The organism is Reinekea marinisedimentorum, from assembly GCF_004341165.1.
Taxonomy (GTDB): Bacteria; Pseudomonadota; Gammaproteobacteria; order Pseudomonadales; family Natronospirillaceae; genus Reinekea; species Reinekea marinisedimentorum.
In genome coordinates this window covers 17,754-43,516 of record NZ_SLZR01000010.1, presented here as the reverse complement: position 1 = coordinate 43,516, position 25,763 = coordinate 17,754, and the positions used below count along the sequence as shown (strand labels likewise).

General features: G+C 52.8%; 17 protein-coding genes. 7 read left to right on the top strand and 10 right to left on the bottom strand.

Features of this window, described 5'->3' with window-relative positions; all coding sequences use genetic code 11:
* Positions 1-13: 13 nt before the first annotated feature.
* From BCF53_RS12155 to glk, 6 genes are all read right to left on the bottom strand, one after another.
* Positions 14-784, bottom strand: coding sequence for an ABC transporter permease (locus BCF53_RS12155; protein WP_132702013.1), 771 nt, complete (start codon positions 782-784; stop codon positions 14-16).
* Positions 774-1,718, bottom strand: a complete 945-nt coding sequence (locus tag BCF53_RS12150; RefSeq protein ID WP_132702012.1) for an ABC transporter ATP-binding protein — start codon at positions 1,716-1,718, stop codon at positions 774-776. The genes BCF53_RS12155 and BCF53_RS12150 overlap by 11 nt, the downstream gene beginning before the upstream one ends.
* Before the next feature lie 114 nt (positions 1,719-1,832).
* A complete protein-coding gene (locus BCF53_RS12145; protein WP_132702011.1) occupies positions 1,833-3,056 on the bottom strand; it encodes a DUF4032 domain-containing protein in 1,224 nt (407 codons plus the stop codon).
* A gap of 115 nt (positions 3,057-3,171) precedes the next feature.
* Positions 3,172-4,266: an ABC transporter ATP-binding protein gene (locus BCF53_RS12140; protein ID WP_132702010.1), complete on the bottom strand. Its 1,095-nt coding sequence runs from the start codon at positions 4,264-4,266 to the stop codon at positions 3,172-3,174.
* A gap of 232 nt (positions 4,267-4,498) precedes the next feature.
* Complete coding sequence (gene malQ / locus BCF53_RS12135; protein ID WP_132702009.1) at positions 4,499-6,691, bottom strand: 4-alpha-glucanotransferase; 2,193 nt, start codon at positions 6,689-6,691, stop codon at positions 4,499-4,501.
* 292 nt (positions 6,692-6,983) lie between these two features.
* Positions 6,984-7,982, bottom strand: a complete 999-nt coding sequence (gene glk / locus BCF53_RS12130; protein ID WP_132702008.1) for a glucokinase — start codon at positions 7,980-7,982, stop codon at positions 6,984-6,986.
* A gap of 458 nt (positions 7,983-8,440) precedes the next feature.
* On the opposite strand from glk, the gene hexR reads away from it, so the two are divergent.
* The 4 genes from hexR to aceF all read left to right on the top strand — a co-directional run bounded on the left by hexR (position 8,441) and on the right by aceF (position 15,697).
* Entirely contained in the window at positions 8,441-9,301 is an 861-nt protein-coding gene (gene hexR / locus BCF53_RS12125; protein WP_132702007.1) for a transcriptional regulator HexR, read from the top strand.
* 115 nt (positions 9,302-9,416) lie between these two features.
* On the top strand, positions 9,417-10,865 hold the full coding sequence (gene pyk, locus BCF53_RS12120) for a pyruvate kinase (RefSeq protein WP_132702006.1): 1,449 nt from the start codon (positions 9,417-9,419) through the stop codon (positions 10,863-10,865).
* A 257-nt stretch (positions 10,866-11,122) separates the two neighbouring features.
* The gene (aceE, locus tag BCF53_RS12115; RefSeq protein ID WP_132702005.1) at positions 11,123-13,783 is read left to right on the top strand and encodes a pyruvate dehydrogenase (acetyl-transferring), homodimeric type; all 2,661 of its coding nucleotides are present in this window, start codon (positions 11,123-11,125) and stop codon (positions 13,781-13,783) included.
* Positions 13,784-13,804: 21 nt separating this feature from the next.
* A complete protein-coding gene (aceF, locus tag BCF53_RS12110) occupies positions 13,805-15,697 on the top strand; it encodes a dihydrolipoyllysine-residue acetyltransferase (protein ID WP_132702004.1) in 1,893 nt (630 codons plus the stop codon).
* Between the two features lie 106 nt (positions 15,698-15,803).
* On the opposite strand, the gene galU is transcribed toward aceF, so the two are convergent.
* Positions 15,804-16,637: a UTP--glucose-1-phosphate uridylyltransferase GalU gene (gene galU / locus BCF53_RS12105; RefSeq protein WP_132702003.1), complete on the bottom strand. Its 834-nt coding sequence runs from the start codon at positions 16,635-16,637 to the stop codon at positions 15,804-15,806.
* Between the two features lie 249 nt (positions 16,638-16,886).
* On the opposite strand from galU, the gene rarD reads away from it, so the two are divergent.
* From rarD to BCF53_RS12090, 3 genes are all read left to right on the top strand, one after another.
* On the top strand, positions 16,887-17,792 hold the full coding sequence (gene rarD / locus BCF53_RS12100) for an EamA family transporter RarD (RefSeq protein WP_132702002.1): 906 nt from the start codon (positions 16,887-16,889) through the stop codon (positions 17,790-17,792).
* Positions 17,793-17,906: 114 nt separating this feature from the next.
* Positions 17,907-18,722 (top strand): DUF1338 domain-containing protein, encoded by an 816-nt coding sequence (locus BCF53_RS12095; RefSeq protein ID WP_132702001.1) that lies wholly within the window; start codon positions 17,907-17,909, stop codon positions 18,720-18,722.
* 78 nt (positions 18,723-18,800) lie between these two features.
* Positions 18,801-19,553: an NRDE family protein gene (locus BCF53_RS12090; RefSeq protein ID WP_132702000.1), complete on the top strand. Its 753-nt coding sequence runs from the start codon at positions 18,801-18,803 to the stop codon at positions 19,551-19,553.
* 5 nt (positions 19,554-19,558) lie between these two features.
* Here the strand turns inward: BCF53_RS12090 and BCF53_RS12085 are convergent, their stop codons facing one another.
* The 3 genes from BCF53_RS12085 to rng form a co-directional block, all read right to left on the bottom strand.
* Positions 19,559-20,371: a carbon-nitrogen hydrolase family protein gene (locus BCF53_RS12085; RefSeq protein ID WP_132701999.1), complete on the bottom strand. Its 813-nt coding sequence runs from the start codon at positions 20,369-20,371 to the stop codon at positions 19,559-19,561.
* A 20-nt stretch (positions 20,372-20,391) separates the two neighbouring features.
* Positions 20,392-24,198 (bottom strand): YhdP family phospholipid transporter, encoded by a 3,807-nt coding sequence (locus BCF53_RS12080; RefSeq protein WP_132701998.1) that lies wholly within the window; start codon positions 24,196-24,198, stop codon positions 20,392-20,394.
* A gap of 90 nt (positions 24,199-24,288) precedes the next feature.
* Positions 24,289-25,749, bottom strand: coding sequence for a ribonuclease G (gene rng, locus BCF53_RS12075; protein WP_132701997.1), 1,461 nt, complete (start codon positions 25,747-25,749; stop codon positions 24,289-24,291).
* Positions 25,750-25,763 lie beyond the last annotated feature (14 nt).

Here is a 25,763-nt window from a genome sequence, read left to right as displayed (position 1 = left end):
TCCTGATTAATGTTTAAGAGCGCAGCCCGTGACCGGTTTTCAGCAAATACATCGCCCAGCCGGTCAGCACCACCACAAAAATACCCAGCACGATATAGGCCGTCAGCACCGGGATATCAGACACACCTATAATGCCAAAGCGGAAGGTGTTAACCATATATAAAATCGGGTTCAACTTGCTGACCCACTGCCAAACCTCCGGCAGCAGAGAAACGGAGTAGAACACGCCACCCAGATAAGTCAGCGGCGTCAGAATAAAGGTCGGCACGATGGTGACATCATCAAACTTGGTCGCGAATACCGCATTGATGAAGCCCGCGAGAGAAAACACGACTGCAGTCAACAGAATAACCGATACCGTCACCAGCGGATAAGCAATCGTCAGCTTCGAAAACCACAGGCTAAGCAGCAACACAATTACCCCACAGGCCAGGCCGCGGGCAACGCCACCAGCCACAAAGCCGAACAGCACAATCCAATTGGGCACCGGTGCAACCAGTAACTCTTCGAGCGATTTCTGAAATTTATTAGAGAAGAAGCTGGAGCTGACATTGCCATAGCTGTTGGTAATGACCGACATCATAATCAGGCCGGGCACAATGAACTGCATATAGTCAAAGCCACCCATCTGGCCGATCCGGCTGCCAATCAGATTGCCGAAGATAACAAAGTAAAGCACCATCGTAATAGCAGGCGGCAGCAGCGTTTGCGGCCATATACGCAGAAAGCGCCGTACCTCTTTTGAAACAATCGTCGCGAAGGCCACCCAATAATTACTGTTCATTGTCAGCCTCCTGTTCCGCATTGTTTCCGGTTAAATCCACAAACAGCTCTTCAAGCCGGTTAGTTTTAGGACGAATACTGATCGCGTTGATGCCCGCAAAGTTCAGTAGGTCGAATACACGGTTCAGGCTCGCACCCTTTTGAATACTGAACTCCAGACTGTAGTCATCGATCACTCTGGCACCAAACGCCTGCAGCGCCTCCGGGATTTCAGTCACCGCATCGTGCAAATCTACAACAAAGGTTGAATTGGCCTTTTCTTTTAACAGTTCTTTGGTCGCCCCGCGCGCAATGATGTCACCCCTGCCAATGATGGCCAGGTTGCGGCACAGAGATTCGGCCTCTTCCAGATAGTGAGTCGTGAGAATAATAGTTGTCCCCTGCTGATTAAGCCGGGTTAGAAACGTCCACATGGTGCGGCGGATTTCAATATCCACGCCGGCAGTGGGTTCATCCAGAATGAGAATTTTTGGCTCATGCATCAAGGCCCGGGCGATCATCAGCCGGCGCTTCATGCCGCCTGAAAGCATGCGCGACTGAACATCACGCTTTTCCCACAGGTCCAGCTGCTTCAGGTACTTTTCCGCCCGCTCCAGCGCAACCTTGCGCGGCAGACCGTAATATCCGGCCTGCTGGACAACAATATCAATAACCTTCTCAAAGGTATTGAAGTTAAACTCCTGTGGCACCACCCCCAAACTGCGTTTAACCTGCTCGCGCTGGGTATCCAGGTCGAAACCATTCACCTTCACAGAGCCTTCGGTTTTATTCACCAGTGACGACACAATACCGAGGGTGGTCGATTTACCTGCGCCGTTGGGACCGAGCAAGGCAAAAAAGTCACCGCTGGCCACGTTCAGGTCTATACCATTCAATGCCTGGAAGCCATTGTCGTAAATCTTGGTCAGCCCGGAAATTTCTAATGCATAAGCCATATTTGATTCGCTTAAAAGAATACTTGATTCAGGTAGCCCCTTAATGGGCGCCCATCCGGGAAATTCAACATCCAATTGGCAAACAATCGCAGCCAGAGCTTCAGCGGATAGCTTTTATGACTTACGCTTCTTCAAAACATTTTCCACGTAAGAGACCGCGGCAGCCGGCATGCCAACATCGGCATGGCTAGATTCGCTTAAGTACCAACGGTGTTCGAGTATTTCATGGAACAGTTCCGCATCCTCCAAATCGCCCTTCAGCTCGGCGGGGACCGCCTGCAAGCTGGGGTTAAAAATCTCGGACATCCAGCGGTAGGCTGCCACCGGCAGAGGAATTTCTTTTGCTTCGCGCTCCGATAAGATGACCCGGTAGCGGTTCAGGCTGTTCAGCAAACGGCGCGCCTGGTTTTCCTGAACATGCATACCCGTCAACGAGGCCAACTTACGCTTGTGGTGCCAGTGCTCAACCACGCGCGGCACCATTCGCACCTTTTTACCGCCGTCGACAATGGAAATTTCCATCTCTTCCACATCAAAGCCCAGATCGTTAATGCGGCTGATACGCTTTTCAATCAGGAACTGGTCTTCAGGATCAAATACTTCAAAATGCGTCAACTCGGACCAGAGCCGGTTGTACTGATCAACCAGTGAATCGGCAAGATCGATAGGGTCAAGCCCTCCCGGCAAACAGGCCGCGGCTTCCATATCCATGAGGTCCCCGGCGATATTGGTGCGCGCCAGATCCAGATCAAATTCACGGCGCATGTCCGGCACCTCATCGAGCAGATCGCCCGTTTCCGCATCCACAAGGTAGGCCGCCATCAGGCCGGCATCGCGCCGGAACAGGGCATTGGAAAATGAGCAGTCGCCCCAGTAAAAACCTGACAGGTGCAAACGCACCAGCAGCTCAGCCAGCGCATCCAGCATTTGAAACAGCTGTTCTTTGGAAATACCGTTCTCGATGATAACGCGGTAAGGCAAAGCGCCCACCATGTAGTTAGTGATTAGCAGACCACGCCCGTCAAGGCTCTTTCTGGCGGCCTTTTCTTCATCGGTCAGGTTAGCATCACGGTGTGTGACAAGCCCAACCGCCTCTACAACCGGCAGCTCCAGCTCCTGCAGCTCGCGCAGCAGGCCGTACTCTTTTTCAGCAATCGGCGTCGACAGCTCTTTGAGCGCATATACCTTGCCCTGATTGGAAATAAACTTAACGACATTGCGATGTATACCGCGCGCTACCTCAACAAACTTCTCTTCTGGCCACTCGTTCAGGTGACGATCCCAGGGCAGGTGCAGATCGGTGAAGTAATGGCTGGGTGTCGCTATTTTAAATTTCATTCAAACCTCAGATTCAAAGCCACAACAGTTGGCAGCTGAAAACCATATTTTAAGCCAGATAAAAGCAAAAAAGCCGACAGATGCCGGCTTTTTTTAACAATTGGCGATCCGGAGCTTACAGGCGCTCCTGGGTTTCACCATTAAAGATATGCAACTTATTGGTATTGATGTGCAGAGTAACGGTATCGCCTACGCGAGGCGTACGGTGAACATCCATCTTAGCGATCATCGGCTTGGTTTCACCCTCTACCAGGAAGTGAACCACCACTTCGTGACCCAGAGTCTCAATAATGGTGACCTTGCCATTGATGGTCGCGGTATGGGTCCATTCACTTTCCGTTTCTTCACGCACATGCTCAGGACGGAAGCCAACATAAACGTCTTTACCCTTGCAGGCGGCAACGCCATCTTTCCAGCCTGCCGGCGTATCAATCTCTACCGCTGCATGGGTCAGCTTGCCGCCATCTTCAGAAACCTTCATCTTCACGATGTTCATGTTTGGCGTACCAATAAACTGGGCAACAAACACGTTGGCAGGTGTGTCGTACAGATCCAGCGGAGAGCCAACCTGACGCAGGTTACCATCGTGCAGAACCGCAATGCGATCGCCCATGGTCATGGCTTCAGTCTGGTCGTGCGTTACATATACGGACGTAATACCCAAGCGTTTCTGCAGGTTGGCAATTTCAGCCCGCATCTGCACACGCAGCTCGGCATCCAGATTGGATAGCGGCTCATCGAACAGGAATACTGAAGGCTTACGAACGATTGCACGGCCCAGGGCAACACGCTGACGCTGACCACCGGAAAGTGCTTTCGGCTTACGTTCCAGGAGGTGCGCAAGGCCCAGAGTTTCAGCGGCTTCAGTAACCAGCTGATCAATCTCTTCTTTGGCCATCTTGCGCAGGCGCAGACCAAAGGCGATGTTTTCGTAAACGGTCATGTGCGGGTACAACGCGTAGCTCTGGAATACCATGGCAACATCACGGTCTTTCGGGTGAACGTTGTTTACAACGCGGTCACCGATATAAAGGTTACCTTCGGTGATATCTTCCAGGCCGGCGATCATACGCAGTGTTGTTGATTTACCACAACCGGAAGGACCCACAAGCACCATGAATTCCTGGTCCTGAATATCGAGATCCAGCCCTTTGATGATGTTTACATCGCCATAGCTCTTGATAACGTTTTCAAATTTTATGCTAGCCATTGTTGTCACACTCGTTTGTTAGTTATTTTTTATTCAAAAGCCCGACGGCTCAAGAAGATGCGGCACCGCCCGTATGTTCGAGCGTTTATACCAATCGCGCCCCTAACGGGCACTTTCTGGAATTTCTGAGGGTATTTATACCACCCCTATTGAAGGTGGGCAAGCATGAATGAATTTAAATAATGTATTAGATTAAAATAATTCATGCTTGCTTCGATGACGGCGTCAACCGTCAGTTTTTACGGATTTCACCCAGCTTTTTACAGAACGCCTGAATACCCTGCTGCGCAAACAGTTCGGTGGAACTCATTGTCAGTTTACGCCGCCAGTTCGGGTACTCATCACTGGTACCCGGCACGTTCACCGGCGTTTTGATATCCATCATATCCTCCAGCTGAACAGCAATAATCTGCGAGGCTGTTCCGGCCAACTGATAATGAATGGCCTCATTCAGCGATTTCGTCATTTCTTTGCTGATTGCCGGATCAACGACCATTCCCTGCGGCAGATTGCCATGGCGCTGCAGCAACTCCAGAATCAGGAACTTCGCGTGCTCGCGGGCATTGGCTTCATTTACGAAATCCTCTTCCGTTGCGAACATGCCCAGCTGCTTACGCAGCTCCAGATCCGACTTATCCCAATAGGCGTTTACCGTGGGCATGTCATGATTACAGACAATGGCCAGTGCCTTTTGTGCATAGTGCTGCGGCTCGGTGCAGCCACCCTGATTCATTTCAAAGTAAAAGACCTTGTTGGAATAAAGCTCTGCCTGCGGGAAATAGCGCATAACCTCTTCAGGCACCGTCCCCAAATCTTCAGCAATAACCATGCAGCGGTTACGAACAGACTCCAGGTTCAGCAGGCCAAGCATGTCGAACAGGTCGTAATAGACGTAAGCGCCGTAAGAGGCATCCGCCCCTGGCGGGCACCACCACAGCCGCAGCAGTGCCAGCGCGTGATCAATGCGCAGCGCACCACAGGCACTCATATTGTTGCGTAGCAGGGTAATAAACGTGCTGTAGCCATCGGCCTTTAACTTAACCGGGTCAAGTGGCGGCAAGCCCCAGTTTTGCCCGCTAGGCCCCAAGGCATCCGGCGGAGCACCAATAGATGCATCCAGGCAGAAATCTTCACGGTTACTCCAAACCTCTGCGCCGCCTCTGTCTGCCCCCACGGCTAAATCGCGATACAAGCCAATCTTCATGCCGAGCGATTCAGCCAGAGCACTTAATTCTTTCAATTGCTCATCAGCAATAAACTGCAGATAGCACCAGTAGGTAACAGCGTCGGAATTTTCCTCAGCAAACTGTTTAACCTCTTCAGATTTGTGCCCCTGATAGGCTTCCGGCCAGGTCGGCCAGCCCCAACAGGATTCGTCTTCAGAGCTGAAATGCGCCAGCAGCGCACTGAAAACCGCATGCTGTTGCAATGCACTACCCTGCTTTTCCAGATAGCGCTGAAACGCCTGATCGCGATCAGTACCCTTGTTCAGGTGATTCTTCTTGAACATCTTATACAGCTCGGCAAAGAACTCGAACTTCAGTTCACTGACACCAGCATAGTTGACGCTGTCTGTTTCACGCAGTTTGGCAACCCGCGCTGCAAACTTCTTGGTGCCATACTTTCGCTTCAGCGCCGGCGAGTTTTCGAACTCAACCACGCGGGGAATATCAACATACAGCACGTTCAAAAAACTGCGGTCTGACGGGCTGTAGGGACTGCAGTGATCCGGGCTGTTTGGGTAGAGTGCGTGAATCGGATTCAGACCGATCACATCGGCCCCCTGCTCGGCCATTTCACGAATGAGAACATCCAGGTCACCGAAATCACCCATGCCCCAGTTATTGTCTGAGCGCAGGGTATACAGCTGAATCGCCGTGCCCCAGATTTTATCGCCGCGGGTCATTGCCTCTGAGTGAAAACAGGTTTTCGGCGTCACAACCAGTTTTGCCGCCATTTCCTGGTCTGCAATTTTCACCGTTAACCGGTGGTAACCCAGCGGCAAGCTCTGCGGCAACGGCAGCAAACGCCGAACATAGCGTATGCCGTCCATCCAGTACTCACCGGTTTCCGGCTGTGCCGCCACATCAAACCCGGCAGATTCCGTTGCACCCGTCTCCAGCTCAACTGTCCACTGCCCCGGAACACCAGGACCACAATCCGGATAATAAATACTGACACCCCAAGTGCCGCGCAGCGGAGAGAGTACTGTTATCGGCTCGAGCAGTTTTTTCCACTGATGGGTGTCAAGCTGCCATGCCTGGTCACTGAGCTTGGCCTCATTCTCCAGGTCATATCCCATCGCCCGCACAATGGCACTGACATTTTCGATAGGAACCTCTGAAGAATATCCCCGAAAATCGATGTAATTCCGGGATATGCCGCGCAAATGAGCAATTTTTGCAACCAGCTCATGGTTTACCATACTTAACAACCTCTTAATTAATTTACGACCAATTCTCAGAGAGCTCAGCAGACGTCGAATTCGACCCTAGTCTAAGTTAGTTCAGGTTAAAACCCATGTTGAAAAACGGGATGTCGGGTAGGATTTTTCATCGGGTGGGAATTTTTGCACCCACCGGTTGTGTCCATCTTTTGGAACCGAACAGCACACCTCCGCAATGACTATTCAGAATAGGACAAATAAAAAACCCCGCGACAAAAAAATCGGCGGGGTTTAGTCAATCAGCTGTAAAGCTGACTTTTGGCGGCTCAGATCAGTTCGATATCTTCCGGTTCAATACAGCAGCCGCACCCAACAGACCAGGCTGCTTAGACACCACCACATAGGTCGGTATGGTTTCCACAAACCCGGATAGGCGACCTTTGCTTTCAAAGCGGGCGCGGAATTCACTGCTTTTAAAGAAATCGATAAAGCGCGGAATAATGCCACCGGTAATATAGACGCCGCCTTTGGCACCAATGGCCAGCGCTACATCCCCGGCGTAGCCCCCGAGCACAGCACAAAACATAGACAGCGCCTTCAGGCAGAGCGCATCGGAACCGGCCAGCGCGGCGGCAGAAATATCCTTAGCGGCCATGGTCAGATCCTTACCTTCGCCATGTGCCAGCGCCTGGTAGATGTTTTCCAGACCCTGGCCGGAGAGCAAGCGCTCCTGAGACACCCGCTCAAACTTGGTCAGCAGAAACGTCAGCACCTCCAGCTCATCCAGATTGGTTGGCGCGAAGTGGGTATGGCCACCTTCGGTCTCCAGAGTTACCGGGCCATAGTCTGAAAATGCCAGTGCCGCCAGCCCCAGGCCAGTCCCCGGCCCCGTGACCGCGATTGGCTTACCGGGCTGCGCCTCGCCACGGCCAATCTTGATCAGGCCATCGTCATCAAGCTGTGGAATACAGTTGGCCATGGCGTTGTAGTCATTAATAAAGGACAGGCTTTTCAGCTTCAACTGCGCCTTCAGTTCTTTCACACTGAACGACCAGAAATGGTTGGTCATGGTGATCTGATCCTGATCTGTCGGGCACGCAATCGCCATAACTGCATGCTCGGGGCGCCCGTAGTCCTCTGCAATTTCAGCCAGATAGGCTTCTGCGGCATCCGCAATGGTGGCATAGCTGGCCCCGTCGAGTGCCTGCGGCGCGATCAGATCGGCTTCTTTCAGTGTCAGTGAGCCATCGGCATTAACCGCCCGAATAGGGGTCAGCGCAAACCGTGCGTTGGTGCCGCCAATATCGGCAATCAAACCCAGTTGTTCCATAGTTATTCCTTTCGCTTTCTGTGAATTTAAAACTCATTTTTGGTTTATTGGCTCAGCGACTTTTTATCCGCCTGCCTTTTATAGTTTTGCCGTGCAACGCTGGGCACTCATGCCTTGTCACACTGACAAATTACTTTAGCAGAACGAATGCCTGCTCAGAATAGAAACGGGGGAGGAAACACGACAACCAGACAATATTCGACCACCCATTAGCCTGCGCCAACACCAGCCAGACAGCCCGGCAATGAGCTTCGGCGATGCCTTTTCGTAATTTTATTACAGATTAAAAACAATCTTTTTATTTATGCAAATCCACCACAGGCCAATAAATACGGGCAATGGCAGAACAATTCAGAAAGACTTTAAGAAATAGAAGAAAACCTTAAGCTAGATCACTTTACGGTGAAGTTGTTAATTTCCTACAATCCTTTGCACTCGACCTTATCGGAAAACAACACATGTCGACAAACCTACTGGAACGCCTGAAATCGAACCCCAGCTGCCTGAGTAAAAGTGAAAGAAAGGTAGCCCAGGTGATTCTGCAAGATCCAAACAAAGCCATCCGTTCCAGCATTGCCAGCCTGGCCAAGGCCGCCAATGTGTCAGAACCGACGGTCAACAGGTTCTGTCGCAGCCTGGATTGCACCGGCTTCCCGGATTTCAAACTGAAGCTTGCCCAATGTCTGGCGACAGGCACCCCCTTTGTGAACCGCAATGTGGAAGCCAACGACCGCGTAGAAGACTACAGCGGTAAAATATTTGAAGCGACCATCAGCGCCATTACCGACGCCAAACGCTCCATCGACCCGAATGCCCTGACCCGCGCAGTGGATGCACTTTCTCAGGCTCGGCGGGTCGAGTTCTATGGCCTGGGCGCATCCGGCAGTGTCTGTCAGGATGCGCAACACAAGTTTTTCCGCCTGAATACACCCTGCGTGGCCTATATCGATGTTTTGCAGCAGCGCATGTCCGCCGCCGCGGCGAAACCCGGCGATGTCATCGTGATCATTTCCAATACCGGCCGCACCATTTCACTGGTCGAAACGGCGGAAATCGCTCGTGACTCCGGCGCCACCGTGATTTCGCTGACCTCGCCACACTCGCCACTGGCTAAGGCCAGCAACATTATTCTGGGGGTCGAAAGTTCTGAGAACACCGACATGTACACGCCTATGAGTTCACGCATTGTGCACCTGACCGTACTAGATGTGCTTTCAATGGGCGTCACCCTGAGGCTTGGGCCGGAATTCCAGAGCCACCTGCGCAGAATAAAAGCGGCACTGGCAGATACCCGTTACAAAAACGAGGATACCGACTAACCTTCTGTTTCATCTGCTGTTGAGCGGCGCGACTGCGTGTTGTTTGGTTATTAAAGGTCGAGGGCCCTTTTCATCGGATACTAACGATTAACCTAACCAAAGGTAATAACAACGCATGAGACGTACAAAAATCGTTACCACCCTGGGCCCGGCGACCGATCGGGAAGGGGTTCTCGAAGCCTTAATCGCAGCTGGCGCCAATACCGTTCGACTGAATTTTTCTCACGGCAACGCCGCAGACCACCAACGGCGCGCAAATGAAGTTCGTGCGATCACCGAAAAGCTCGGCTTACCGCCGTGCGCCATTCTCGCCGACCTGCAGGGCCCGAAGATTCGAATCGCCCGCTTCAAAGACGACAAGAAGGTACAGCTGAAAGACGGCCAAAAATTTATTCTGGATGTCGACTTTGATAAGTCCGCAGGCGATGAAACCCGCGTCGGCATCGACTACCCGGCTTTAGCTAAAGATTCCAAACCAGGGGACATCTATCTGCTGGATGATGGCCGGGTGAAGGTGCAGGTTGAAAAGGTCGACGGCAACGCCGTGCATACGATTGTTATTCAGGGCGGCCCGTTGTCTAACAACAAGGGCATTAACAAGCTGGGCGGCGGTTTATCCGCAGCCGCCCTAACCGAGAAGGACAAGAAGGACATCATCACCGCCTCTGAAATTGGTGTTGATTACGTTGCTGTCTCTTTCCCGCGCGGACCTGAAGATATGATCGAGGCGCGCCAGCTATTAAATGCAGCCGGGTCCGGCGCAGAGCTGGTGGCCAAACTGGAGCGTGCCGAAGCCACACTGGATCACGAAAACCTCGACAAGATTATCCTCGCCTCCGATGTCGTTATGGTGGCCCGCGGAGACCTGGGGGTAGAAATCGGCGACCCGGAACTCATCGGTGTTCAGAAGCACATTATTAAGCGCGCCCGTACTCTCGACCGCATTGTCATCACCGCCACCCAGATGATGGAATCGATGATCGACAACCCCTTCCCGACCCGCGCCGAAGTGTTCGATGTGGCCAACGCGGTACTCGACGGTACCGATGCGATCATGTGTTCAGCAGAAACTGCAGCGGGCAGCTACCCGGTTGAAACCGTTAAAGCCATGAGCGATATCTGCATCGGTGCCGAAAAGCACAAGCTCACCACCAGCTCGCGCCACCGTGTTGGCAACCAGTTCAAACGAATTGATGAGGCCACCGCAATGGCCGCCATGTACGCCGCCAATCAGACCCGCGGCGTGAAGGCCATTGTCTGCATGACCGAATCCGGTTCAACGCCGTTATGGATGTCGCGCATCAGTTCCGGACTGCCCATCTTTGCCCTGACCCGACACCCGAGCACCCAGCGCCGCGTGGCTTTGTACCGGGGTGTACACTCAATCATGTTCGATGCAACCTCGTTACCGGCCACCGAAGTAAACCGCCTTGCGATAGAAGAATTGCAACGCAGAAAGCTGGTTGAAGACGGTGATTTATTGATCATGGCGTATGGCGATCACCTCGGCGTACACGGCGGCACCAATACATTAAAGATTGTAAGTGTCGGCAATATCCTGTAAAAAGTAATACAAATGACAAATCAGTATCAAACGGCAGCTTCGGCTGCCGTTTGCCGTTTAAGGGTGTAAGAAAAGCGAAATTTCGCCAGTCGGTGAACTATCGCTGAGTGACGAATATCGCTAAACACTCTAGGCTTGAGCCGATTTGTCAAATCACAAAGTGCAACCATTCGCTCTGCACTCGCTGCAGACCTGCAAGTTGCGTTAACAACAAAACGGAAAAATCCGTTTACCGTCGGGGATGAGGTTTTTACTCTATGGAACACGATTTAGATCCAATCGAAACACAGGAATGGCTTGACGCATTAGCATCAGTTGTCCGTGAAGAAGGTACTGATCGCGCTCAATATCTGCTTAAGCAGCTATCTGATCAGGTGACACATTCTGGTGAAGGCGTACCATTTGCAATCAACACACCTTTCCGCAATACCATTCGCCTTGAAGAAGAGCCCAAGTATCCGGGCGACAACGATCTGGAGCGCAAAATCCGTGCGATGATCCGTTGGAACGCCGTTGCTATGGTGGTTAAAGCCAATAAATCTGGCGATGACCTCGGTGGCCACATTTCAAGCTTCCAGTCTTCTGCCACCCTGTACGATATCGGTTTCAACCATTTCTGGCGTGCACCAACTGCCACTCACCCTGGCGACATGGTTTACTTCCAGGGTCACATTGCTCCGGGTATTTATGCACGTTCTTATGTTGAAGGCCGTTTAACCGACGAGCAACTGAACAACTTCCGTCGTGAAGTCGATGGCAAGGGTCTGTCCTCTTATCCTCACCCTTGGCTGATGCCGGATTACTGGCAGTTCCCAACCGTATCTATGGGCTTAGGCCCTATCCAGGCAATCTATCAGGCGCACGTTATGCGCTACCTTGAAAACCATGAAAAAATTGAAAAAGGCGGTCGTGTCTGGGCATTCCTGGGCGACGGTGAAATGGACGAACCGGAATCACTAGGTGCAATCTCCCTGGCCGGTCGTGAAAACCTCGACAACCTGAACTTCGTGATCAACTGTAACCTGCAGCGTCTGGATGGCCCGGTACGTGGTAACGGCAAAATCATTCAGGAACTGGAAGGCATGTTCCGTGGCGCAGGCTGGAATGTAGTTAAAGTGGTCTGGGGACGTCATTGGGACAAACTGTTCGCCAAAGACTCTAAAGGCCTGCTGCAGAAGCGCATGGACGAAGTTGTTGATGGTGAACTGCAGTCTTACAAATCTCACGGCGGTGCTTACACCCGTGAACACTTCTTCGGTAAATACCCGGAACTGGCTGAACTGGTTAAAGACATGTCTGATGAAGACATCTTCCGTCTGAACCGTGGTGGCCACGACCCTTATAAAGTATTTGCTGCGTTTAACCGTGCGATCAATGAAAACGGTGGCAAGCCAACCGTAATTCTGGCGCATACCGTTAAAGGCTATGGCATTGAAGCCGGTGAAGCGAAGAACATGACTCACTCGCTGAAGAAACTGACGGTTGATGACCTGAAGAAATTCCGCGATGTTTGTGAAGTACCCATTACCGATGCTCAACTGGAAGCTGGCGAAATCCCATTCTTCCGTCCGGACGAAAACAGCCCGGAAATGCAGTACATCCGTAACAAGCGTAATACCCTGGGCGGCTACCTGCCGATCCGTCGTAAGAAGTCTGATAACGAATTGAAAGTGCCAACTCTGGAAAGCTTTGAAGCACTGACCAAAGAATCGGGCGACCGTGAAATCTCAACCACCATGAGTTTTGTACGCGTTCTTTCTACCCTGATGAAAGACAAAGAGATTGGTAACCGCGTTGTTCCAATCGTACCGGATGAAGCCCGTACCTTTGGTATGGAAGGCATGTTCCGTCAGTTCGGTATCTATTCACCATGGGGCCAGAGCTACATCCCTCAGGATAAGAACCAGGTGATGTGGTACAAAGAAGACATCAAGGGTCAGATTCTGCAGGAAGGTATTAACGAAGCCGGCGCCATGAGCTCATGGATTGCTGCAGCAACGTCTTACTCTACTTATAACCACCAGCTGATCCCGTTCTACATTTACTACTCCATGTTCGGTTTCCAGCGTATTGGCGACCTGGCCTGGGCTTCCGGTGACTTGCAGGCGCGCGGCTTCCTGATTGGTGCGACCTCTGGCCGTACAACTCTGAACGGCGAAGGCTTACAGCACCAGGATGGTCACAGCCACATTCTGGCCGGCACTATTCCAAACTGTGTAACCTACGATGCAACCTACGGTTACGAAGTCGCCACCATTATTCAGGATGGTCTGAAGCGCATGGTTGAAGATCAGGAAGATGTTTTCTATTACATCACGACCCTGAACGAAAACTACACGCACCCAGGCATGAAGCCGGAAATGGTAGAAGGCATCAAGAAGGGTATGTACCTGCTTGAAGAAGATGAGAAGAAAGCGAAGCAGCCAACTGTACAGTTGCTGGGTTCCGGCTCAATCATGCAGGAAGTACGTGCAGCAGCAGAGATTCTGCGCAGCGAATATGGCGTGAACGCCGATATCTGGGCAGTGACCAGCTACAACGAACTAACCCGTGAAGGTTTGGATGCAGATCGCGAAAACCTGCTCAACCCTGAAGGCGAGCCACGTGAAGCTTATGTCACACAAATGCTGAAAGGCCGTGAAGGTCCGGTTGTTTCTTCAAGCGATTACATGAAGAACTACGCCAACCAGATCCGCAAGTGGGTTCCACAGAACTATGAAGTACTGGGTACAGACGGCTTTGGCCGAAGTGACTCCCGTGCTCAGCTGCGTCACTTCTTCGAAGTTGACCGTAAGTGGGTCACCGTCGCTGCTCTGAAAGCGCTGGCCGATGAAGGATCAATCAAAGCCTCAGTGGTTACTGACGCGATTAAGAAGTTTGATCTGGACATCAACAAACCAAACCCAATGACAGTGTGATTGCCCAATTAGGAGTCTTATATGGCAACTGAAATTATTCGAGTTCCCGATATCGGCATGGACACTGCCAGCTGTATTGAAGTCAGTGTTAAGCCAGGCGATGTCATCGATGTAGACGATACAATTATTGTTCTAGAGTCTGACAAAGCCTCTATGGATGTACCTTCACCGATTGCCGGTAAGGTCACCAAAGTTTCTATCAGCGAAGGCGACAGCGTCTCTGAAGGCGATGAGCTGGCGATTATTGAAGTAGAGGGTGCAACGGCCGCAGCTGAAGCCCCTGCTGCTGAAGCGGCACCTGCGCCTGCACCAGCACCTGCGGCCGCTCCGGCTGCCAGCAGTGCAATTGAACCGATTCTGGTTCCGGACATCGGTATGGACAGCGCGTCCATCATCGAGATTGCAGTTAAAGTTGGCGATGTTATCGCTGAAGATGACACCATCGTTGTTCTGGAATCTGACAAAGCCTCTATGGATGTGCCGTCACCGAAAGCCGGTGAAGTGGTATCTATTAAGGTGGCTGATGGTGAAAGCGTTTCTGAAGGCACCGTCCTGATCGAACTGAAATCTGAAGGCGGCAGTGCTGCTGCCGGCGCTCCGGTTGCTGAACCGTCGGCATCTCAGGTTGCGGCACCGGGTGCAACTGCTCCGGCTCAGGGCTCCGCAACGAAAGAAGTGACTGTACCGGATATCGGTATGGACAGCGCCAAAATCATCGAAATCTCGGTGAAACCAGGAGATGTTCTGGCAGAAGAAGACACCATCGTTGTGCTGGAATCTGACAAAGCCTCTATGGATGTGCCTTCTCCAACTGCCGGCGAAGTACTGGCCGTTAAGGTGAGTGAAGGCGATGAAGTATCTCAGGGTACCGTTCTGCTGATCCTTAAAGCGGAAGGCGCTGCTCCGGCACCGGCTGCCGCTGCGGCACCTGCTGCTCCGGCTCCGGCCGCTAAAGCAGCACCTGCTCCGGCTCCGGCCGTTGCGGCTCAGCACGATGCGCCAATCGTTCACAGCAAAAATGTTCACGCAGGCCCGGCTGTTCGCCGATTGGCGCGTGAATTTGGTGTCGACCTTGGCCTTGTACCGGGTACCGGACCACGTGGCCGTATCGTTAAAGATGACGTCGCCAACTGGGTTAAAAACCGCCTGCAGGAGCCTGCAAAACCGGCTGCTGGCGCTGGTTTACCAACCGTACCGGATCAGGATTTCTCCAAGTTTGGTGACATTGAAATCGTTGAAATGAACCGTATCCAGCAGATCACTGCAGCGAATATGGTCCGTAACGCGCTGGTCATTCCACACGTTACCCAGTTCGACGAAGCCGATGTAACTGAAACTGAGAAGTTCCGTCAGTCGCTGAAACCAGAAATGGAAAAACGCGGCACCAAGATCAGCCCACTGGCATTCATTATTAAAGCCTGTGCGTCTGCTCTGGTTGAGTATCCGAAGTTCAACGTCTCGCTGATGGAAGATGGCAAACGCTATGTTCAGAAGCACTACGTGAACATTGGTCTGGCGGTTGATACACCTAACGGTCTGATCGTGCCTGTCATTAAAGACGCGGATAAGAAGTCTGTCTGGCAAATTGCAGAAGACATTATCGACTTCGCCAAACGTGGCCGTGAAGGCAAGGTTAAGCCTGCTGAAATGCAAGGCGGCTGTTTCACTGTTTCCAGCCTGGGTGGCTTAGGCGGTACCGCCTTTACGCCTATTGTGAACGCACCGGAAGTTGCCATTCTGGGTGTTTCCAACAATGCGGTTAAACCGCACTGGAACGGTAAAGAGTTTGAACCTCGTACCTTTACGCCACTGTCGCTCTCTTACGACCACCGTGCCATCAACGGTGCTGACGCAGCTAAGTTCACAACTTATCTGTCGACAGTACTGGCTGATATTCGCCGTCTGGTGCTGTAATAAGCGGCAAACTGCTTAACGACAAAGCCCGGCATTCGCCGGGCTTTTTGTTGGGCCATAAAAAACCCGGAACAAGTCCGGGTCTTTCAGTGTTCAAACTCAGCAATCAGTCATCTTTGTAGATGTTTTCGTAGACGTAATTTGTCGCTTCCACAAAGCCAGCAACAGAGCCACAGTCAAAACGCTTACCTTTGAAGCGATAAGCCATAACCACGCCATCCTGTGCCTGAGTCTTCAGGGCATCCGTCAGCTGGATTTCATTATTTTTGCCCGGAGGCGTGTCTTTGATAATATCGAAGATATCCGGTGTCAGGATATAACGGCCAATCACCGCCAGATTACTAGGCTCAGTGCCCTTCTCAGGTTTTTCGACCATGTCAGTAACACGATAAACGCCATCTTTCATTTCTTCGCCGGCAATTACGCCGTACTTATGAATCTCGTCTTCCGGTACTTCCATTACCGCTACAATCGAACAACGGAACTGCTTGTGCACCTTAACCATCTGCGCCAGTACGTTGTCTTCACCCGGCTCGGTTACACACAGGTCATCGGCTAAAACCACACCAAAGGGCTCATTACCCACCAGGGTTTCGCCGGCCAGAATGGCATGACCCAAACCTTTCATTTCTTTCTGACGGGTGTAAGAAAATACACCTTCATCCATCAGGTGACGGATAGATGACAGATACTTCTCCTTTGAAGAACCGCTGATCTGGTGTTCCAGCTCGTATGAGATATCAAAGTGATCTGCGATCGCCCGCTTGCCACGGCCGGTCACGAAGCCGACATAATTCAGGCCCGCATTAATGGACTCTTCCACACCGTATTGAACCAACGGCTTATTTACCACCGGCAGCATCTCTTTAGGCAGAGCTTTAGTTGCAGGTAAAAAACGTGTGCCGTAACCACCTACCGGAAACAAACATTTGCGTATCATTCCTATCTTCCTTCTTTTAAGATGTCCCCTGCTATCAAGCAAGAGTTAAACCATATTAAACCTGCAGTAACTATGCACAATTACTTGGCATTTTGGCAATATATCAATGCACCATTCTATTCCGGTGCACTGTTATAAGTCACCTAAGCCTAGCAGTCGGCTTTGACAATCTCGTTAAATTCCAACTTTTCCTGTTATTGCCCCGATAATTTCTGCATCGCTATTTTCCGGACAAGAGTGACACAACCTATGACAAAGACTGATAAAGATGGCGTGCTACTGGCCTTATGCGCTTATGGGCTATGGGGCATTGCACCGGTTTATTTCAAATGGGTCAGCAGCGTTTCTGCCCTTGAGATACTGGCGCACCGCATTCTCTGGTCTTTGGTTCTAACCCTGCTGATTATCCTGGCAACCCGTCGCCTGCCAAAGCTGATCGCGGCCATACGCAACCGGAAGATCCGCACCTATCTGCTGATATCGACGCTACTGGTTGGCTGCAACTGGGGGATCTTCATCTGGGCGGTCAACAGCGACCGCATGCTGAGCGCGTCCTTAGGCTATTACATCAACCCTCTGATCAACATTATGCTGGGCATGATCTTCTTTGCCGAACGGCTCGACGGCATCAAAAAGCTGGCGGCAGCCATGTGTCTGGTAGCGGTGGGCCTGGAGATATACCACTTTGGGCAACTCCCCTGGATTGCGCTGGCACTGGCAATAACCTTCGCCCTCTACGGCCTGGTGCGCAAGAAGATTGGTGTCGACAGCTTTGTCGGCATGGTTCTGGAAACCGGCCTTATGGTGCCCATTGCGCTGGCATACCTGTTTCTCAGCCCGGCAACCGTCTGGGCTGGCGGTGAAGCCAGCCCGGATATCTACGGCAAGCTGTTTCTCGCCGGCCCGGTCACGATGATCCCGCTGCTCTGTTTTGCAGCAGCCGCCAACCGCATCTCGCTCACTGCGTTAGGCTTTTTCCAGTATCTGGGCCCGAGCGGCATGTTCCTGCTGGCCATCTTCGTTTATGGCGAACCGATCTCATCCGAAAAGTTGATGACCTTTGTCATCATCTGGAGTGCACTGGCCCTGCTTATCTGGGACAGCATTCGAAAACTGAGCACGCGAGCAAGCCGTTCACAACCGGAAACCAGCTGAAGAACTCGCAGATGTCTCTTTCATGCAAAACAAAGACGAAGTGCTGATACTGCCGGTGCGGGTTTCGTTCTAACCTGATTGCTGCAAAACAAAAACAAGCAGCGGGAGCGACCCATGAACACCGAACAGTTTTTTTCAGCACTCTGGCAGGACTACACAGAAATTGCCCCTCAGGCACCTGTCATCGCCCAGGCACTGCAGAGCAGAGGCGAACAACTGATCAACGACCACGTAGCGTTTCGCACCTTTAATCATTCACCGATCAATATTGAACGACTGGAGCCCATCATTCTGTCGCTCGGTTACAAACGGTTTCAGCCTTACCATTTTGAGCAAAAACACCTCGATGCCATGGGCTATGTACCCGCCGATGACCGCCAGCCGAAAATATTCCTCAGCGAGCTGCGCACCGAGGAATTGAGCCCACAAAGCCAACACATTATCGAATCACTCGTCCGCCAGATTCCGGCAACGATGAAGATTGAACTCAGCCTGATGTGGCGAGGTATCCTGTGGCAGCCACCGTCTCTGGAGGACTACCAGCGCCTGGCACAGGAAAGCGAATATGCCGCCTGGATGAGTGTGATGGGCTTACGGGCAAACCATTTCACCATCTTTATCAATGCGCTGAAAACTCTGACCGAGGTTGAGCAGGTTAACCAGTTTATCGAGAGCCTGGGCTTCTCTATCAACGCCAGTGGCGGCCGGATCAAGGGTTCACCACAGGTCTTTTTAGAACAGTCATCAACGCTGGCGTCCACGCAAAACTATCGCTTTGGCTGCGGCAACACGGCCGAAATTCCAACCTGTTACTACGAATTTGCCCGGCGCTACAAAACCACCGATGGCAGCCTGTATCAGGGCTTTGTCGCCGCCAGTGCCGATAAGATTTTCGAATCGACTAATTCAAAACCGCACGCGGAGCAATAAAACTAATGGCTAAGCCATAAAACTATTCGCATGGTCTACTGTCTTAGCTTGTATGTTTAATTTTATCCGGAGCCTCCCATGTGCTTAGCCGTAATCGCCTGGCAACCCAATACATCAGCCCCGCTGACGGTGGTTGCCAACCGCGACGAATTCCGTCAACGACCGACTGCACCTATGCACTGGTGGGCCGATGCCGACATCCTCGCCGGTAAAGACCTGCAGGCGGGCGGCACCTGGCTGGGCTTTAACCGCTCGGGCCTGTTTGCGCTGCTGACCAACATTCGACCGGGCTTCGTCGGCCACCAGGCGGCGAAAAGCCGGGGCAACCTGATCCGTAAATTCCTGCTGGAGAACCAACCGATAGAGCACTTCCATCAATCGCTGATGCTCGATATTGAATTGTACGGTGGCTTTAATCTGCTGCTCGGCGATATGGAGCGGCTGTTCTGGTTCAGCTCGACTATGCCGGAAGGGCAATGGCTGGAGCCTGGAGTTTATGGGCTTTCGAACGACAGCCTGGATACACCGTGGCCGAAAACCGAGCTTGCAAAAGAGCAGATGCGGCGTTTTCTGGCATCGCAGAGTGCGCCACTGTTGCACTCGGACATTCTGACCTCATCGGCACCGGCAGATGAGGGCCGCCTGCCACAAACCGGCGTTCCTCTGGAATGGGAGCGGCTGATTTCAGCCCAGACCATCACCAACGAACAGTACGGCACCCGCTGCCGCACCTACATTCAGAGTCAGAACGGGCTTTTTAACATTACCGAACAGCAGCTGACAGACGGTGGTGAGGTAAGCTCCAGCTGCGAGTTTCAACTGCCTTACTGAGGCCCTTAAAGCAACTTCCGATGCTGATGCACCGGCAAGGCCGTGCGTGCCTGCTCAATCTTACTGAGATCTGCCGTGAACACCTTAGAGCCGGCAGAATCTGCCAGTGATTCGAACTCCCCCCAGGGCGTGACCAGCATCGAATGCCCCCAGGTTTGGCGCTTGGCATCGTGCTGACCGGCCTGATTGACCGCTGCGATAAACAGGCCATTTTCAATAGCCCGCGCCCGACACAGAACCTCCCAATGCGCCTTACCGGTGACATAGGTAAAGGCGGCCGGCACAATCACCAGCTCGGCACCCTGTTCTGCCAACTGCCGGAACAACTCCGGGAAGCGCAGGTCGTAGCAAATGGCCAGACCCAGACGGCCCCAGGGGCTGTCGAAGCAGACCACCTCGCTGCCAGCAGAGTAGTCGTCCGACTCCCGGTAGGCACCCTGCTTGTCCGTCACATTGGCATCAAAGAGATGGATTTTATCGTAGCTTGCAACCAGTTCACCCTCGGCATCAACAACATGGCAGCGCGCCATCGGATTGCTGGCACTGGCCATCGCAGGCACCGAACCGGCCACAATCCAGACTCCGTGTTCAACCGCCAGCTGCCGAATAACGGAGCCCACCGGGCCGTTAAAGGTCGTTTCCTGCTCAGCCAGGGCGCGCTGTTCTTTGGAGCCAAACAACGCAAACATTTCAGGCACGATGACCATATCAACCGAACCAGGCGCCTGCTGAGCCAGCTCGCTGGCCACCTTATCGAGGTTTTGCTGCAGGTTGGCACCGCTGGTCATCTGTATAAACAACATTCGAATATTTTTCATGGCTATGAATCCTGTCGCCTTTACTCTGATGGCTGGGCTGAAGAAACCCGGTAAAACAACACTTCCGGCGAATCGAAAGTGCCGATGATGTGCATTCTGGCAGAACTGAACTGCGAAAGCTCATTGTTCAGGGCTAACTCAGTGACATAAATAGCTGCCGCCGCCTGAGGAGAAACACCGGCCAGCAACGCAACCAGCGGAAAGGTTTTCGACAACGGCACCGTCAGGTTCAAATCCACATCCAGCTGCTCGGTCAGCAGATCGGCGTCGCCGGTAAAGCGGAAGGCTGTCGAAGGGCCCTCGATCACCAATTCCCGGCCAACGCGGGCAAAACCACGGTCAAACAGAATCTCGCCCGCCAGGGTATCAAAGCTGATGCCATCGGCCAGCAGATCGGAAAAATCCAGAGCCACGCGCTGAATAATGCGGGAGAGGTTCAGCAGCCCGACCAGCTTTACGCCTTCCAGCTCACCGACATCGAGAATCGCACCGTCCCGCAAGTCGATATCAACGGTGCCCTTCATCTCTCTGTAATTGAAGAATGACGGTGAACCCGACCAGCTCAGGTCGAACTCAACATCGCCCCGATCTGTCTCCAGAAGCAGCGGCTGAGACCAGGTTTTCAGGATGTCCTGAACATCACCAATGGCCACGTCACCGCTGAAACGGCTGAGGTGTTTTCCATCCTGATAGCGCCAGGTCAGCTCGCCCTGCAATTCAGCACCAGCCATCCTGCCCTGCAGATTTTCAGCAACCATCTCGCCTGCGCTGGATTTCAGTGACGCCCGCCAACTGCCGAGGTCCTTGTCGTTCCAGATCAGATTATTCACCTGAATAGACATCGCCGGTATTTCATCCGGCAAGTGCTGTGCGAGCGGGTCTTCAGGAACCTGGCCGTCGGTAATTTGAGCCGTTCGCAGGTTCAGCCACTGAAAATCAGCAAACATTTCGCCCGGGCCACTGGGTATGGAAACCTGGCCTTCCCCTTCTTCAGCACTGAAACCAGCGAGCCAGCCCTGATCATTCTGCAGCAGTTGCACCGTGGCCTGATGCCACTCTTTGGCCAGGTACCACAGCTTATTGCTGGTCAGATTAATTTCTGCAATCTGCTGTGAAAAAGATTCGGCATCCGCCTCAGGCTGGGCCTGAATACGCTCACCATAAGCCTGTATTGCTGTCCACCAGGCGTCGATATCCACCTCATCGATGTCCAGATCAAAATACATACCCGGTTCATCCCTAACGTTCAGCGGTTGACGGTAGGCAACGCTGCCACGCTGCAACTGATTGTTGGCGTCGAACTCGGAAAACGCCTGCAACTCGCTGCCTATTCTGCTGTAAAAGTGTTTCCGGCCATTGCCGTCAATCTGAATATCCAATTGCATTGGCGTGGCCTGGCTAGCGGTTTTTGCCAGCGGTTCGGGGAGCGCCAGTTCAAACCCGACCAGATCGGAAACCAAGCGGATGTCGGTTGAATCGCTGTCGATCTTAATGCTTGTGTGATGGCTTACGCTGGCTTCACTGCTTGCAAACAACGGATCGCCATAGCGGACACCCCAGAACCGAAGCGGCGTCACGCCTTCAATATCGACCTGAAGATTCATCTGATCACCCGAACCGGCGGTTTGCAGGCTGATCTGCTGTCGCTCACCCTGATGAACCGCCGACAGACCCGAGCTGCTCAAGCCCTGCTGCAGGCTATACGTCAACTCGCCTTCTACATCACTGAACACCAGGCTCAGGTCGGCAAGCTCAGCCTCATTGCCTGCAAACCCGGTATTGGCCGTCAGCGTAAGCGCTTCGGGCTGGCTCAGGGGCAGACTGAGGTTCAGGTCAAACTGAACGTCGTCTTCGATGAAAAGCTGATCCAGCCGGTCGCCCAGATACTGACGAACCGGGCCCTGCTTTAAGAAACTGAGAAACCCGGCGGCAGGCAACTCCGAAGCCGCCGTGGCCGAGAGCTCTCCGGTTTTAAAGTCGATATTCAAACTCAGGTCTGCAAACGTCAGGCCCCGCATTGATACGGGCTGCTCGTTGCGGATGGTTAAACGGTTGTGACCCAGCAGAACGGAGCCATTAAAGTGTTCGATCAGTGGCCAACCATCCAGATAACGAATGCTGGCATCGGCGACATCGGCACTGACAAAAAACTGCTTCTCCGACTTCGATTCCAGAGCGAATGCGGCGAGGAAATCGAGCTTAACATTGGCGAACTCACCGCCTTGCACCGCCTTGTCTATTTCATCAGCGATTGCCGCATTGACCAGGTGATTCCTGGCCAGATGCCGAATCCATAAGGCATCGGCCTGCGCGGCCGTCAAAGACACCTCGACCGTTTTTTCACGCCCGGCCTCGCGGTTCGCCTGGCTGGGAGCCCGGGAATACCAGCTCACGCCCACCGGTAAGGGGTCGGTGCCTTCGCCATCCAACACCTTCGGGTCGAGCAGCAGTTCGGCATTACCGTCGACAAAAGTGCCGTATTCACTGACCCTCTGCCAATTGAGAACACCGCTTTGAATTTCAGCGCTGTGAATCTGATCGTACAAGGAGGTCAACTTCAGTGCGCTTTGCGCAGCTGAAAAGGCGATTTGGCCACCCTGACTGTCCATAGAAAGGGTGCCGGCTATACCATCCAGGCCGGGCACCTGATTTGATGGCGACATGGAAAACGCCGCCAGTTCAGCCTTCAAGCCAAGAGATTCCGGGGATTTAATATTCACCTGCAAGCGGCCGTTTTCAACAAAGCCTCTCGGGCTAATGCGCTTCCAAAAGCCGGTGCTGTCGTCTTTAGCAATCCATTGACCGACCAGTTCTGCCGGCAATGCATCCCATTGCAGCTGCAGCTGATCTCCTTCCAGCGAAAACAGCGCCGTGGTATCCACCACTGCCTCACTGTTCTGTTCAGAATAAAGCCTGAAACTACCGGTGGTTTCTGCGGCGCTGTTGTCGGCACCGGCCTCAAGACTGACCTGCCTGAAGCTCAGCGGCTCAACCTGACCGGCCAGCTCGATAGACTCTGCATTAACCCTGGCCGATGCACTGCGCCAGCGATAGCGGTCGAAATTCAGCCAGTACTCGCCACTCATACGCAGGCCAGTAATGTTCTCGCTCAACGCTGATAACCAGGGGCTGAGCTCAACCGCACCATGCTTAATGTGCAGTCGGTTCAACTGCCCGGGTTCCAGCGTGGTTTCCAGCTGCAACTCAACCGGCACCGTCAGCTTTTGCTGCGACAGCGTGGCGCTTGCCACCAGGCTGTTCACCAGCTGATCGCCAGCGAGACGGCCTTGCTCAAGATTTATATCGAATTCAGGGAAGTTGTCCGGCGTCACCTTCAGCCGGACATTTTCAAAAGCAACATGCTGTTGACGCTGCAACAGCTGCAGCACCGAGCTGATCGATAAGCCGCCACCGCGACTGGCTTCTGCCCGCGCCAGGCCATTGATCTGCCAGCCCAGTTCCGACTGAGTCAGTGCAGCATTCAAGCCGTTCAGCTCAAAGCGAATAAATGAAAGGCCGCCGCGCGAAATGGATTCATACAAGCCCGGGGCCAGGGTCAGCTCTTCTACAAAGAATTCACCGCCCAGCTCAACATCCCTGAGCGTCAGCACCGGGTTGAACTTCAGCCAGCTCCCCTGCAATGAGCCAACCTCAACCTCGGTATTCAGCTGGCTGGAGAGCCATTGCTCCAGCTCCGGCTGCAGTCGCTCTACATAGGGAAAGAATTGGCGGCCAAGCGCCAGGTATGCTGCAAACAGCAGAATCCAGAATGCAAGAACCTTAAACACAGCATTTCGGACAACCGGCCAGAAACCAGAGCTAGTCATGCGATTTGTCTCGTTTGGGTTGTCACTGTTCTACCTGATGCTGATGAGCCGATGAATACTGAAAATACCGCCTGTTAACAGGCGGCCATACTACTGCAGGATAACGTCGAACTGTTCCTGAGAGTACATCTGCTCCACCTGGAAACGTATCGGCTTACCGATGAATTCTTCCAGGTCGGCAACGTTGGAGGACTCTTCATCCAACAGACGGTCAACCACCTGCTGACTGGCCAACACCAGATATTGATCGTTATTGTAGGCACGCTCTTCACGCAGAATTTCACGGAAGATCTCATAGCAGACGGTCTGTGAAGTCTTCAGCATGCCGCGCCCCTGACACACGGAGCAGTTTTCGGTCAGCACCTGTTCAAGGCTTTCGCGGGTGCGCTTGCGGGTCATTTCTACCAGCCCCAGCTCAGAAACACCGGTCACCTTGCTCTTGGCGTGATCTTTTTCCAGGCTCTTTTCCAGCATGCGGTGTACCTGGCGGCGATGATCTTCATCTTCCATATCGATGAAGTCGAGAATGATAATGCCACCCAGATTGCGCAAGCGCAGCTGACGGCAAATTGCCGTAACGGCTTCCAGGTTGGTTTTGAAGATGGTTTCTTCCAGGTTGCGGTGGCCAACAAAGGCACCGGTGTTGACGTCGATGGTGGTCATCGCCTCGGTTTGATCAATGATCAGATAACCGCCGGATTTCAGGTCTACCTTACGGCTCAGTGCGCGCTGAATTTCATCTTCTACCGAGTACAGGTCGAAGATCGGCCGCTCACCCGGATAGTTTTCAAAACACTCCACCACCTCTGGTGTGTACTTGGTGACAAAGTCGATCACCTTGGTGAAGGTTTCCTTGGAGTCGATGCGGATCTTCTCGACATCGGCGCGCACCATATCGCGGGCAACCCGCAGATAGAGCGGCAGATCCTCGTAGATGATGGTCGCGGGTTTGTTCTTTTGGATACGATCCTGCAACACGTTAAAGACGCGCTTCAGGTAATTCATATCGGAGCGGATTTCCTGCTCGCCAATCCCCTCAGCGGCAGTGCGCAGAATAAAGCCGCCATCCTTTACCTCTTCGTGTTCTTTGGCGCTTTCAACAACAGCGCGCAGGCGTTCACGCTCTTCATTGCCGTCGATGCGCTGCGAAACACCAATGTGGCTGGAGCTTGGCATATAAACCAGATAGCGCGACGGAATAGACAGCGCCGTGGTCAGGCGCGCGCCTTTGGTGCCAATCGGGTCTTTGGTGACCTGCACAATAAGTGATTGTCCTTCGCGCACCAGCGTCTGAATTGGCTTATGGCTTTCGTTTTCCGGCCGGTTCAGGTCGATATCGGAGGCATGAATAAAGGCGGCACGTTCCAGCCCGATGTTCACAAAGGCGGCCTGCATGCCCGGTAATACCCGCAGCACCTTGCCCTTGTAAATATTCCCGACCAGACCACGCGTTTGACTGCGCTCAATGTACACTTCCTGCACAGCGCCGTTCTCTACGATGGCCACACGGGTTTCCATCGGCGTAACGTTTACCAGAATTTCAGATGCCATTTTATTTCCTGCTG